Raw genomic sequence first — 12,359 nt, forward strand, 5'->3', positions numbered from 1 at the left:
CGCCCGCTGCCGGCGCGCGGATTTGTCAATCATTTCAAGATGGACTACCGGCAATGGGGCACGTTCGCTATCATGCGGCCATCGGCGTGCCACCGACCCTCATTCGACGCAAGGCAATCCTGCGCGTCGCGGCACGCCTCCCCCGCCCCAAACAGGAGAAAGCCGCTCATGAGCATCATCAAGGAATTCAAGGAGTTCGCCGTCAAGGGCAACGTGATGGATCTCGCCGTCGGCGTGATCATCGGCGGCGCGTTCTCGAAGATCGTCGACTCGGTCGTGAAGGACCTCATCATGCCGGTCATCGGCGTGCTGACCGGCGGCCTGGATTTCTCGAACAAGTTCATTCTGCTCGGCACCATCCCCCCGTCGTTCAAGGGTAATCCCGATTCGTTCAAGGACCTGCAGGCCGCGGGCGTCGCCGCATTCGGCTACGGTTCGTTCATCACCGTGGCGATCAATTTCGTGATCCTCGCGTTCATCATTTTCCTGATGGTGAAATTCATCAACAAGCTGCGCAAGCCGGAAGAAGCCGCGCCGGCCGCGACGCCGGAAGACATCGTGCTGCTGCGCGAGATCCGCGATTCGCTCAAGCAGCGCTGATCGCGCCACGCTTCGCGTGCCAGGCCCGCCCCGTGCGGGCCTTTTTATTGCGCATGCGATGCACCGCCGCATGCGGCCCATCTCACTTTTTTGTGACGGGCGAATGCACGCGCGGGAAAAGCAGGTCTATGATGGAGACTAAACGACAGTACGGGCGCCAAGACGCTGGCTGTGTCGATCATGGCGAGCAGGTCGACGGGAGACATTGATCGTCGTACTGCACGAATGCAGCATTTTCGTGTGCTATAAAGGATCGACATGCGGCGTACATAGCCGGGAGTGGGTCGCATGAAAGTGCCGCATTTCTTGCAATTGTTTTTGAGGCGAGTGTTTATGTCCTTCCCGAAAAAACGTCGGCGTGCGCCGCAGGATGGCCAGGAGTCGTTCCTCGCGGTCTTGCGCCACTCGAAGCCGTTTGCCCAGCTCGACACCAAGATTGCCCGCGCCCGCGCGCAGGACGAGCCCGTCCTCTATGCGCACGTGCTGCCCGGCCTCGACGTGCTCCTGTGCAGCGTGCGCGGCGCGCAGCCGCCCTATCCGGCCATCGCCGAGCTGCGCAAGCGCTGCATCGAATCGATCGCCAACGCGCTCGAGCAACCGCTCGACGGCCTCGAGAACGGTGGTTACTGGTACGAAGCGAACGGCTTCGGCTTCCTCGTGTTCGCCAGCCGCGCACGTGCGCGCATCCTGCCCGAGTTTGGTGCGGGCACGAAAGCGAGCCTGCGCGGCGGCCTCGGCCGCCAGAACGCCGGCGATACGACACCCCGCTCGCTCGGCTGATCCGCCAGTCATTCGATGGGCCGCCTCCGGGCGGCCCATCTGCCATTCACACGCCTTGCTTGCCCGTCACGACGCCTGCCGGCGACCGTTGCCCGGCCGCACGATGTCGATGAACGCGGCGAAATCGGCGCCCGCCAGCCCCTGCGCGGCGCCGAGCCTCAGCACCTGCTGCACGGTGGCCGACACGGGCATCACCGCGCCCGTGTCGCGCGCGGCGTCCGCGATGGCATCGACATCCTTTTGAAACGTACTCAGCGCGCCGATCGCAGGATGGCCCCCCGACGTCATGCGCGGCACGAACGTCTGCAGCAGCACCGAATCGGCCCATCCGCCGGCCAGCGCCTCGGCCAGACGCGCGGCGTCGATGCCGCTCGCCTGCGCGAGGCCCACAGCCTCGGCGATCGCGGTGACCGTCGCGGTGACGATCGCCTGGTTGCACAGTTTCGCCGTCTGGCCCGCCCCCGCATCGCCCATGTGCGTGATGCGCGACGCGTACGTATCGATCAACGGGCGCACCGCGTCGAGATCGGCCGCGCGGCCGCCGGCCATCACCGCGAGCGTGCCGGCCTGCGCGCCCGGCACGCCGCCGGACACCGGCGCATCGACCCAGCCGACGCCGAGCGCGGCCGCACGCGCCGCATAGTCGCGCGTGACGGCGGGCGGAATGCTCGAATGATCGACGATGCGCCGCACGCGACGCGCGCTCGCGTCACCGGAAAGCAGCCCGTGCTCGCCGAACACGACGTCGCCGACCGCCCGGCCGTCGAGCACGCACACGAACGCCGTCTCGACGCGCTCGGCCAGCTCGCGCGGCGTGCCGACCACCTGCGCGCCGTCCTTCACCAGCGCCTCGGCCTTCTCGCGCGAGCGGTTCCACACGCTCACGCGATGCCCGGCCGCCAGCAAATGCCGAATCATCGGCGCGCCCATCAATCCCGGTCCGCAAAATCCGACTTCCACGTTCGTCGTCTCCGATATGGGTTGCAGTTGCCGCCCATCATACCTATCACTCAAGAAGCCGGGCACGCACCGGACCGTAGCGGGACCGTAGCGGGACCGTAGCGGAACCGCCTCGGGACCGCGCCTTGCACCGGCAAAACAGATCGATATCCCAGGGAGGCATCATGAGCGACCACGTGTACAAGATGATCGAGCTGACCGGTTCGTCGCGGCAATCGAGCGACGACGCGATTCGCAACGCGATCTCGAAAGCCGGCAAGACGCTGCACAACCTGCACTGGTTCCAGGTGACCGAAACCCGCGGCCACATCGAAGGCGATCAGGTCGTGCACTGGCAGGTCACGCTGAAGGTCGGCATGCGCATCGACGACTGACGCACCCGTCGCCACCCGCCGCGCCGCAGGCCGGATCCGCGCAATACGGATCCGCGCGGCGCCGCGCGCCCCCCGTTCAGGCCCCTTGTCGCGGCCCGGCCGGCGGATACCTGCGGGTATCCATCTCTTGACGCTGATTTTCGTTCATATTAAAAACGATATACCCCACCCACTCCTCGATCAGCCCAGCCATATAACCCGGAGATAACATGAGTCAGCAACGCGAGGCGATCGACACGTACCTCTTGCGCGTCTTGCACACCTTGTTGATGGAGCGCAGCGTCACGCGCGCGGCCGTCAAACTGAACCAGTCGCAACCGGCGATCAGCGCCGCGCTGCGGCGCCTGCGCGACATCACCGGCGATCCGCTGCTGGTGCGCGGCAAATCCGGCATGGTGCCGACCGAATACGGGCTGCGCCTGCTCGAGCCCGTGCAGAACGCGCTGCGTGAAATCGAGCGCATCAAGTTCCAGCAGCACAACTTCGACCCGGCCACGTCGATCCGCTGCTACCGGATCGGCTGCCCCGACTACCTGAACGTGCTGTTCGTGCCGACCGTCGTCGAACGCTTTCGCCTGGCCGCGCCGAATGCGACGCTCGAGTTCCACTCGCTCGGCCCCGCGTTCGACTACGAGCTCGCGCTGGAAGACGGCAAGCTCGACATCGTCGTCGGCAACTGGCCCGAGCCGCCCGAGCAACTGCACCTGTCGAACCTGTTCGTCGATGAGATCGTCTGCCTGATGAGCAACACGCACCCGTTCGCGAAGCGCGGCGGGCTCACGCTCGACCAGTACCTGAACGCGCCGCATCTCGCGCCGACGCCGTACTCGGTCGGCCAGCGCGGCGCGATCGACGTGCATCTCGCGCGCGAACGGCTCAAGCGCCACGTGGTCGTCACGCTGCCGTACTTCAACCTCGCGCCTTACGTGCTCGTGAAGTCGGACCTGATCTTCACGACCACGCGGCTGTTCGCCGATCATTACGCGAAGTTCCTGCCGTTGTCGGTCGTGCCCGCGCCGCTCGACTTCCCGCCGATGCAGTATTACCAGCTGTGGCACGAGCGCTGCCATTACTCCGACGAAGTGCGCTGGCTGCGCAGCCTCGTCGCCGAAGCCACCCGCACGCTGATCGAGGCGTAAGCGCACAGGGCGCGCCCCGCGCGCGCCGGTCACGCCGTTGCGCGTGGCCGCGGCGGGTTGCGCGGCGGGCGGTGGCCGCCACGGCCGCGCACCCGATCCGCAACGTGCTGCGCGACCTCCGCGCCGACGCGTCAGCGCGACGCTTCCACGAGCGCGTGCGCAAGCGCGTTGTGGCGCTCGATCACGGGCGGCAGATCGAGCGTGGCCAGCCGCCCTTCGCGCACCACCACCTTGCCGTTCACCACCGTGTACGCCGTCTGCGACGGCGCGCAGAACACGAGCGCCGCGACCGGATCGTGCAGCGCGCCCGCGAACAACGGCTGACGCAGGTCGAACGCGGCGAAATCCGCGGCCATGCCGGGTTTCAGCGCGCCGATGTCGTCGCGGTTCAGCACCTTCGCGCCGCCGAGCGTCGCGATCTCGAGCGCTTCGCGCGCGGTCATCGCGTCGGGCCCGAAGCCGACGCGCTGCAACAGCAGCGCCTGGCGTACCTCGGCGACCATCTGCGCGCCGTCGTTCGATGCGGAACCGTCGACGCCGAGCCCCACCGGCACGCCCGCGAGTCGCATCTTCTTCACCGGCGCGATGCCGGACGCGAGCCGCATGTTCGAGCACGGGCAATGCGCGACACCCGTGCCGGTGCGCGCGAACAGGCCGATGCCCGCATCGTCGAGCTGCACGCAGTGCGCATGCCACACGTCGTGACCGACCCAGCCGAGGTCTTCCGCGTATTCGGCCGGCGTCATCCCGAACTTCTCGCGGCTGTATGCGATGTCGTTGACGTTCTCCGCGAGGTGCGTGTGCAGCGACACGCCGTATTCGCGCGCGAGCACGGCCGCGTCGCGCATCAACTCGCGGCTCACCGAGAATGGCGAGCACGGCGCGACCACCACGCGCAGCATCGCGTAGCGGCCTTCGTCGTGATAGGTCTCGATCAGGCGCTGCGTGTCGCGCAGGATATCGGGTTCGCGTTCGACGACCGAATCGGGCGGCAGCCCGCCGTCGCGCTGGCCGACGCTCATCGCGCCGCGGCTCGCGTGAAAGCGCATGCCGATCCGCCGCGCGGCGCCGATGCTGTCGTCGAGCCGGCTGCCGTTCGGATAGATGTACAGATGGTCGCTCGACGTCGTGCAGCCCGACTGCAGCAGCTCGGCCATCGCGGTGAGCGTCGACACCTCGATCATCTCGGGCGTCAGGTGCGCCCAGATCCGGTACAGGTTCGTGAGCCAGCCGAACAGTTCGGCGTTCTGCGCGGCCGGCACCGCGCGCGTGAGGCTCTGGTACATGTGGTGATGCGTGTTCACGAGCCCCGGGATCACGAGGTGGCCGCGCAGGTCGAGCACTTCGTCGGCCGTGTCGGGCAGCTCGGCGCTCGGGCCGACCGCGACGATCCGGTTGTCTTCGATGTAGAGCCCCGCGTCGCGCAGCTCGCGGCGCGTGTCGTCCATGGTCACGAGCACGTCGGCGTGCTTGACCAGCAGGGTCGTCGGGCGGGATGAGGTGTGGTTGGGCGCGCGTGCGCCAGCGTGCTGCTCGAGATTCATGCGTTCTCCGCGTCGGTCTGCCTCCCGGGTTGCCCTGGAGGCGGTCACACAGCCGTTCGAACGCTGAATCGCGGCACGCCCCGGTGCCTGCGTCCGTTCGAACGCCCTGGCCCGGTTACCCGGCGTGCTCGCCGTCTTCGGGGTACGCGCGGGCCACGGGCCGACGCGCACGGCGGGAGGATCGCCCAAGCGCGCGCCGCGCACAATGCGCGATCCCGAATACCGTCCTTCAGGGATTCGGTATGGTACGCCGCCCGCCACCCCGCCGGGCGCCCGGCATCCACGCGCGAAGCCCTGTCGGGCGGGCCGTCGACAGCCGCTCATGCGCGGCGCATTATCTTCGATATCGCGCACGTATTTGCACGGGGAACCTTTTTACAATGCCTGCACGGCGCTCGCTTCACGCTCGCCGACGGGTATGTAGCCACGTGACGTGGAGCCTCGATCCGCCGCACAGTCATGGATCGGGTCGCCGCCGAACCTCGCATTCACACAAGGACACAACGAATGGGAAAGCTCACTACCCACGTACTCGATACGGCGCACGGCCGTCCCGGCGCGGCCATCAAGGTCGACCTCTACGCGCTGGACGGCGAATCGCGCCGCGCGATCAAGACCGTGCTGACCAATAGCGACGGCCGCTGCGACGAACCGCTGCTCGAAGGCGCCGCGCTCGCCGCCGGCGAATACGAACTCGTGTTCCATGCCGGCGACTACTTCGCGTCACTCGGCGTGAAGGTGCCCGAACCCCGCTTCGTCGACCGCGTCGTGCTGCGCTTCGGCATCGCCGACACCGGCGCGCACTACCACGTGCCGCTGCTCGTGTCGCCGTGGTCGTACAGCACCTATCGCGGCAGCTGACAGACGAATCAGCGCCTGCATCAAGACAAACGATCTGAGTCTGGAGGAGTTTCATGGAAGGCTTCATCACCGACTGGCTGAACCTCGCGCTGCGATGGCTGCACGTCATCGTCGCCATCGCGTGGATCGGCGAGTCGTTCTATTTCGTCGCGCTCGACAACAGCCTGAAACCGCCGACCGACGCGAACCAGCGCAAGCGCGGCGTGTTCGGCGAGCTGTGGCACGTCCACGGCGGCGGTTTCTACAACATGCAGAAGTACACGGTCGCCCCGCCGGAAATGCCGGACGACCTGCACTGGTCGAAGTGGCCGTCGTACACGACGTGGCTGTCGGGCTTCACGCTGTTCTTCGTGCTGTACCTGCTCGCCCCGAACACGTACCTGATCGACAAGAACGTGCTCGACATGGGCCCGGTCGTCGCCGTCGCCTCCGCGCTCGGCTTCCTCGCGGCCGGCTGGATCGTCTACGACTCGCTGTGCCGCATCCTCGGCACCAACGACCGCGTGCTCGGCATCTGCGTGGGCCTCTACGTCGTCGCCGCCGCGTACCTCGCATGCCACATCTTCTCGGGCCGGGCCGCCTACCTGATCGTCGGCGCGATGCTCGCGACGATCATGTCGGCGAACGTGTTCTTCGTGATCATCCCGGGCCAGCGCAAGATGGTCGACAAGATGCTCAAGGGCGAGGAACCGAATCCGATCTACGGCAAGCGCGGCAAGCAGCGCTCGGTGCACAACACGTACTTCACGCTGCCGGTCGTGTTCGCGATGCTGTCGAACCACTATGCGATGACGTACACGAACAAGTTCAACTGGGTCGTGCTCGTGCTGATCATGCTGGCCGGCGCGCTGATTCGCCAGTTCTTCGTGATGCGCCACCGCGGCAAGCAGCTGTGGTACCTGCCGATCGGCGGCGTCGCGCTGCTGTCGGGCGCGCTGGTGTGGACGATGCCGAAGCCAGTCGCGCCGGAAGCGCAAGCGGCCAACGCACCGAAGATCGTGATCAACGACATCATGCCGATCCTGCAGCAGCGCTGCGTCGCGTGCCACTCGGCCAAGCCGACGCTGATGGGCAGTGCGCCCGCCGGCGTGATGTTCGACACGCCCGACGAAGTGTCGAAGAACGCGCAGCGCATCTACGACCAGGCCGTGCGCCTGAAGGCGATGCCGATCGGCAACGTCACGCACATGACCGACGACGAGCGGACGAAGCTCGCCGCGTGGTTCGAGGGCGGTGCGGTCAAGTAAGCCGCCCGCCGGGCGCCGGAAATCATTCGCCGGCGCCAGCCTCTTCGTTCTCGGGCCCGGTGACGGGCCCGTTTTTTTGCCCGCGCGGGGGTGAATGCGCTTCGCGCGTCAGCCGGGCATCGCGTCTTCCGCTTCGCGGAACGTCGAACCGCAACGCTCGACTCACGCGTCGACCGTCTCCGGCAGCCGCGCGATCGCCTTGATCTCGAACTGGAAGCCGTACAGCCAGGTCACGCCGACGGCGGTCAGCGTCGGATGCGGTGCGTCGCCCCAGTATTCGGGCACGATTTCCCAGACGCGCTCGAACGTCGCCTCGGGATCGACGAGGAACACCGTCACGTCGACGACGTCGTCGAACGTGCAGCCGACCGCCCGCAGCACCCCATTCAGGTTGTCGAACGCGCGGCGGACCTGCGCGCCCAGCTCCGGCTCGGGCGAACCGTCCTCGCGGCTGCCGACTTGCCCGGACACGAACAGGAAGCCGTTCGAGCGCAGCGCCGGCGAGTAACGGTTGCGGTCGTACAGCGGGACTACATGGCCGCCGCGCATCGCGCGAGCGGCGACCTGGTGCCGCTGTTCGAGCAGTGGCAACTCGAACCGATGCCGATGTATGTCGCCTTCCCGCCGAACCGGCACGTCAGCGCGAAGCTGCGCGTATTCGTCGACTGGGTGGCCGAGCTGATGGCGCGGCATGCGCCGGTCGCGAGCCGCCGCCGCCGCGGTCAGGGTGCGCGCGATACGCGCAAGGGCGCGGCGGCCTGATTCGCCTGAAAACGACGCGCATGAAAAAACCCGCGCGGATCGCGCGGGTTTCGATCGACGGACGATCGGCCCGACTCAGGCCGTCAACGGATGCAGCGCGTCGTCGGTGAGCCACAGCGATTCCGGCAGATCCTGCTCGTTCAGGTTCAGGCCGTCGCCGCCGCGATCGACGACGATGAAGTCGCTGACGCCGCCGAGCGCGATCAGCGGGTGATGCCACACGCCCTTCGCGTAGTTCACGCCCTGCCAGCCGCTCGTGACGAACGCGCGGATCTTCGCCGGATCGAGATCGCCCGCCGGCGCGACGACGACGAGATACGGCCGGTCGTTCAGCGGCACGAACGCCTGGCTGCCGAGCGGGTGCCGCTCCAGCATCTTCACTTCGAACGGCAGCGTGCGCGGCTGGCCGCGAAACAGGTTGACGAGCGGGCGGCCGCCTTCGTCGGCCACGTCGACTTTCGCGAGATCGTGAAAGCGGATCGTCGTGCCGAGGTTGATCGGGATCTGCTTCGCCCCTTCCGTTTCGATCACGTCGCCGAACGGCGCGAAGGCTTCCCTGGTCAGCGGTTCGATGGCAAGCGTCTTCATTTGTCGAGCGTCCCCCACAGGCGCAGGCGCGACACGCCGCCATCGGGAATGATGTTCAGCCGCACGTGCGTGACGGGGCCGAGCGACGCGATCTCATGTTCGAAGTAGTGCTGCTTGTCCATCTGCAGCTTCTGCTCGCCGAGCAGCACCGGCCAGAACATCGACTGCGTGATCAACGAGCTGTCGGTGCCGCCCGACACGTACGCGGCCTGGATCGAGCAGCGGTCCGGGTAGTTGCCCTTGAAGAACGCGGTATCGACTTCGATCTTGCGGATCACGCCCGGCTGCGCGAGCGCGATGATCGCCCAGTCGTTGCCCGGTTCGCGGCGGCGGCGGGTTTCCCAGCCGTCACCCATGTTCACGCCACGGCCCGGCAGCAGCAGGTTCGACGCGACGCCGAAGTGCTGGTTGTTCGCGGCCACCACGTAGCCGCCGTTTTCCATCGCCGCGAGATCGAACTGCTCGGTCGCGCTCGCGCCGGCCCAGTCGAGCTGCGGCTGGCCATACACGCGCAGGCGCGCGATGCCGCCGTCCGGGTAGATGTTCACGCGCAGGTGCGTGAACGCACGCGCGTCGCTCGCTTCGACGTAGTGATGGCTGTTGCCCTGCAGCGTCGTCGGCGGCACGATCTCGACCCAGTCGGTCGCCTGCGTCGGCGCGCCGTCGGCCACGAACGCGGCCTCGATCGACGCGGCCGGCGGGAAGTTGCCGGTGAAGTGGCTCGTGTCGATGTCGAAGCCCTTGATCACGCCCGGCCGCGCGAGCTTGACGATGCACCAGTCGTAGCCGGTCGTACGCTTGCGGCGCGTTTCCCAGCCGTCCATCCACTTGCCGTGATCGTCGTACTTGCCGGGAATGAAGACGGCCGGCTCGGGGTTCAGCATCCGCTCCTTCGGCGCGAAGAAGTCGTCGCTGGCCTCGAGCGCCTGCGCACCGAGACGCGGGTCGGCAAGGTTCACGTAGCGCCGCGTGAAATCGGGTGCGTTCGGATCGAGAAGCGGAACAGCCATGATGTTTCCTTGTTTCAGTGAAGCGATCGGGCCGCCGCGACGCGGCGGCCCAGAGTGCGGTGTCAGACGGCGACGTCAGGCGTCGATCAGGTCGTCGAGGCGAAAGCGCGCGATCCGGTAGATCTGGTCGAGGCTCGCGCGCAGCTCCTCGTCGCGCGAATGATTCACGCGCGACTCGAAGTTCGCGATGATGCCGTGCCGGTCATAGCCGCGCACCGCCAGGATGAACGGGAAGCCGAATTTCTCGCGATACGTGCGGTTCAGCGTCAGCAGCTTGTCGAATTCTTCCTGCGTGCACTGGTCGAGGCCCGCGCCGCTCTGCTCGCGGGTCGACTCGGCCGTCAGCTCGCCGCGCACGGCGGCCTTGCCGGCCAGCTCCGGGTGGGCGTTGATCAGGGCGAGCTGGCGCGCTTCGCCGCCGGTTTCCACCGCATCCGACATCGTCTCGTGCAGCGAGTCGATGCTCGCGAACGGCCGCTTGCCCGCGGCGACCTCGGCCACCCACGGCGAATGTTCGAAGATGCCCGACAGCGCCGCGACGAATGCGCCGGGCGCCATCGTGTTCAGTTGCTCCAACGTGTAACGCATCGCCTTCATGCTTTCCCTTCGTTTCGATGATTGGGCTGATACGGATGATGTTCACGCCAGTGACGCGCGATATCGACACGGCGCGTCACCCATACGCGATCGTGCTGCTCGATGTGGTCGAGAAAACGCTGCAGCCCGCGGAACCGGCCCGGCCGGCCGAGCAGCCGGCAGTGCATGCCGATCGACAGCATCTTCGGCGCCTCGTCGCCCTCCGCGTACAGCACGTCGAAGGCGTCGCGCAGGTACTGGAAGAAGTGGTCGCCGGTGTTGAAGCCCTGCGGCGTCGCGAAACGCATGTCGTTCGTGTCGAGCGTGTACGGCACGATCAGTTGCGGCGACGTGCGGCCGCCCGACACCTCGACGTCCATCCAGAACGGCAGGTCGTCGCCGTAGTTGTCGGAGTCGTACAGGAAGCCGCCGTATTCGGCGACCAGGCGGTGCGTATTGGGGCTGTCGCGGCCCGTGTACCAGCCGAGCGGACGCTCGCCCGTCACGCGCTCGATCGCCTCCATCCCGAGGCGCATGTGCTCGGCTTCGAGCTCCGGCGTCATGCTCTGGTAGTGGATCCAGCGCCAGCCGTGGCACGCGATTTCATGGCCGAGCTCGACGAATGCGCGCGCAAGCTCCGGATGACGCTCGATCGCCATGCCGACGCCGAATACCGTCAGCGGCAATCCACGCTTCTCGAATTCGCGCAGGATGCGCCACACGCCGGCCCGCGACCCGTATTCGTAGATCGACTCCATGCTCATGTGGCGGTCCGGGTACGCGGCCGCGCCGACGATTTCGGACAGGAACTGCTCGGAGCCCGGATCGCCGTGCAGCACGCAGTTCTCGCCGCCCTCCTCGTAGTTCAGCACGAATTGCACGGCGACGCGGGCGCGCCCCGGCCAGTTCGCCTGCACGGGATGGCGGCCGTAGCCGATCAGGTCGCGAGGATAGTTGGGATCGAGTGGCATGGGTTCGAGGTGCGGCGAAAGCCTTGCTGAAGTAATGGGTTCGCATCGGCTGCACGGCGCCCCGAGGCCGGCCGCACGAGCCGATGCGATGACGGCCCAGTGTAGCGAAAACGCTCATACGCGCCCATACAGCGGCGCAGATAGTGCGTGTCAGACGGTGTGTATGTGCGGTTGCGGCAAATTCGGGCCCGGCTGCGCCGCCTCGCCGTCCGGCGGGCTGAAGCGGGCGAACGCGCCGTCGTAGCGCTTCGGCAGCGGGCGCGCGTAGTCGCCGCGCTTCGCGGTCGCGAGGCGCAGCGCGACGAGCGCCTCGGCCCACTTGACGGCCGCCGTGACGCCCTCGACCACCGGCGCGCCGATCTGCTGCTCGATCTCGTGCGCGAATTCGGCCATTCCCGCGCAGCCGAGCACGATCGCGTCGGCGCCGTCCTCGTCGAGCGCGCGCCGGCATTCGCCGACGATGATCCGGCGCGCGGCCGAGCCGGGCCGGTCGAGTTCGAGCACCGCGACGTCGGTCGCGCGCACGTTGCGGCAGAACCGCTTCATCCCGTAGCGTTCCGCGAGGTGCCACGCCATCCCGCAGGTGCGCGCGAGCGTCGTGACGACCGAGAAGCCCGGCGCCAGCACGCTCGCCGCATGCATCGCGGCCTCGGCGATGCCGATCACCGGCCCGCGCGCGAGCTCGCGCGCCGCATACAGGCCCGGATCGCCGAAACACGCGATCACGTACGCGTCGCAACCGTCGCGCTCGCCTTGCGCGATCTCGGCAAGCAGCCCCGGCGTCGCGAGCGCCTCGTCGTAATACCCTTCGATCGACGGCGGCCCCATCGGCGGGCTCACGGCCACGATCTCCGTGCCGGCGGCCGCGACCTCGCGTGCGCAGCGGCCCATCGCGTCGGTCATCCGCTGCGTCGTGTTCGGATTGATCAGTCGGATCTTCATCGCCC

14 protein-coding genes and 1 pseudogene are annotated in these 12,359 nt (G+C 67.4%); 7 read left to right on the plus strand and 8 right to left on the minus strand.

The annotated features are described in order from the left end of the window. Positions 1-168: 168 nt before the first annotated feature. Together mscL and WS64_RS08610 are read left to right on the plus strand one after the other, a co-directional pair. Positions 169-600 carry a large conductance mechanosensitive channel protein MscL gene (mscL, locus tag WS64_RS08605; RefSeq protein WP_059585158.1) on the plus strand — a complete coding sequence of 144 codons (432 nt, stop codon included), beginning with the start codon at positions 169-171 and terminating at the stop codon, positions 598-600. 333 nt (positions 601-933) lie between these two features. Further along, on the plus strand, positions 934-1,380 hold the full coding sequence (locus WS64_RS08610) for a hypothetical protein (RefSeq protein WP_006488003.1): 447 nt from the start codon (positions 934-936) through the stop codon (positions 1,378-1,380). Positions 1,381-1,446: 66 nt separating this feature from the next. Here the strand turns inward: WS64_RS08610 and WS64_RS08615 are convergent, their stop codons facing one another. Further along, positions 1,447-2,340, minus strand: a complete 894-nt coding sequence (locus WS64_RS08615; protein WP_059645485.1) for an NAD(P)-dependent oxidoreductase — start codon at positions 2,338-2,340, stop codon at positions 1,447-1,449. 164 nt (positions 2,341-2,504) lie between these two features. Here WS64_RS08615 and WS64_RS08620 point away from each other — a divergent pair, with 164 nt between their 5' ends. Both WS64_RS08620 and WS64_RS08625 read left to right on the plus strand, forming a co-directional pair. Next, positions 2,505-2,714 (plus strand): dodecin, encoded by a 210-nt coding sequence (locus WS64_RS08620; RefSeq protein WP_006493215.1) that lies wholly within the window; start codon positions 2,505-2,507, stop codon positions 2,712-2,714. A gap of 209 nt (positions 2,715-2,923) precedes the next feature. Continuing rightward, the gene (locus WS64_RS08625) at positions 2,924-3,853 is read left to right on the plus strand and encodes a LysR substrate-binding domain-containing protein (RefSeq protein ID WP_006478550.1); all 930 of its coding nucleotides are present in this window, start codon (positions 2,924-2,926) and stop codon (positions 3,851-3,853) included. A 131-nt stretch (positions 3,854-3,984) separates the two neighbouring features. On the opposite strand, the gene WS64_RS08630 is transcribed toward WS64_RS08625, so the two are convergent. Then, positions 3,985-5,397 (minus strand): 8-oxoguanine deaminase, encoded by a 1,413-nt coding sequence (locus WS64_RS08630; protein WP_060966248.1) that lies wholly within the window; start codon positions 5,395-5,397, stop codon positions 3,985-3,987. A gap of 507 nt (positions 5,398-5,904) precedes the next feature. Here WS64_RS08630 and uraH point away from each other — a divergent pair. Both uraH and WS64_RS08640 read left to right on the plus strand, forming a co-directional pair. Beyond that, the gene (gene uraH / locus WS64_RS08635; protein WP_060966249.1) at positions 5,905-6,258 is read left to right on the plus strand and encodes a hydroxyisourate hydrolase; all 354 of its coding nucleotides are present in this window, start codon (positions 5,905-5,907) and stop codon (positions 6,256-6,258) included. Positions 6,259-6,311: 53 nt separating this feature from the next. Further along, positions 6,312-7,505: a urate hydroxylase PuuD gene (locus WS64_RS08640; RefSeq protein ID WP_059585154.1), complete on the plus strand. Its 1,194-nt coding sequence runs from the start codon at positions 6,312-6,314 to the stop codon at positions 7,503-7,505. A gap of 162 nt (positions 7,506-7,667) precedes the next feature. On the opposite strand, the gene WS64_RS08645 is transcribed toward WS64_RS08640, so the two are convergent. Beyond that, on the minus strand, positions 7,668-8,054 hold the full coding sequence (locus WS64_RS08645) for a RidA family protein (protein ID WP_060966250.1): 387 nt from the start codon (positions 8,052-8,054) through the stop codon (positions 7,668-7,670). On the opposite strand from WS64_RS08645, the pseudogene WS64_RS08650 reads away from it, so the two are divergent. Then, positions 8,034-8,267, plus strand: a pseudogene (locus WS64_RS08650) (LysR family transcriptional regulator); the annotation flags it as partial. The gene WS64_RS08645 and the pseudogene WS64_RS08650 sit on opposite strands and share 21 nt — an antisense overlap. A gap of 75 nt (positions 8,268-8,342) precedes the next feature. Here WS64_RS08650 and WS64_RS08655 read toward each other — a convergent pair. The 5 genes from WS64_RS08655 to WS64_RS08675 all read right to left on the minus strand — a co-directional run bounded on the left by WS64_RS08655 (position 8,343) and on the right by WS64_RS08675 (position 12,354). Further along, positions 8,343-8,855: an ureidoglycolate lyase gene (locus tag WS64_RS08655; protein WP_060966252.1), complete on the minus strand. Its 513-nt coding sequence runs from the start codon at positions 8,853-8,855 to the stop codon at positions 8,343-8,345. Further along, positions 8,852-9,865: an allantoicase gene (gene alc / locus WS64_RS08660; protein ID WP_060966253.1), complete on the minus strand. Its 1,014-nt coding sequence runs from the start codon at positions 9,863-9,865 to the stop codon at positions 8,852-8,854. Before alc ends, WS64_RS08655 begins: the two co-directional genes overlap by 4 nt. Positions 9,866-9,940: 75 nt before the next feature. Beyond that, positions 9,941-10,462, minus strand: coding sequence for a 2-oxo-4-hydroxy-4-carboxy-5-ureidoimidazoline decarboxylase (uraD, locus tag WS64_RS08665; protein ID WP_060966254.1), 522 nt, complete (start codon positions 10,460-10,462; stop codon positions 9,941-9,943). Beyond that, complete coding sequence (puuE, locus tag WS64_RS08670; RefSeq protein ID WP_059585148.1) at positions 10,459-11,412, minus strand: allantoinase PuuE; 954 nt, start codon at positions 11,410-11,412, stop codon at positions 10,459-10,461. The genes uraD and puuE overlap by 4 nt, the downstream gene beginning before the upstream one ends. Positions 11,413-11,562: 150 nt before the next feature. Next, positions 11,563-12,354, minus strand: a complete 792-nt coding sequence (locus WS64_RS08675) for an aspartate/glutamate racemase family protein (RefSeq protein ID WP_060966255.1) — start codon at positions 12,352-12,354, stop codon at positions 11,563-11,565. Positions 12,355-12,359: the final 5 nt, after the last annotated feature.

Source organism: Burkholderia anthina, from assembly GCF_001547525.1.
GTDB lineage: Bacteria > Pseudomonadota > Gammaproteobacteria > Burkholderiales > Burkholderiaceae > Burkholderia > Burkholderia semiarida.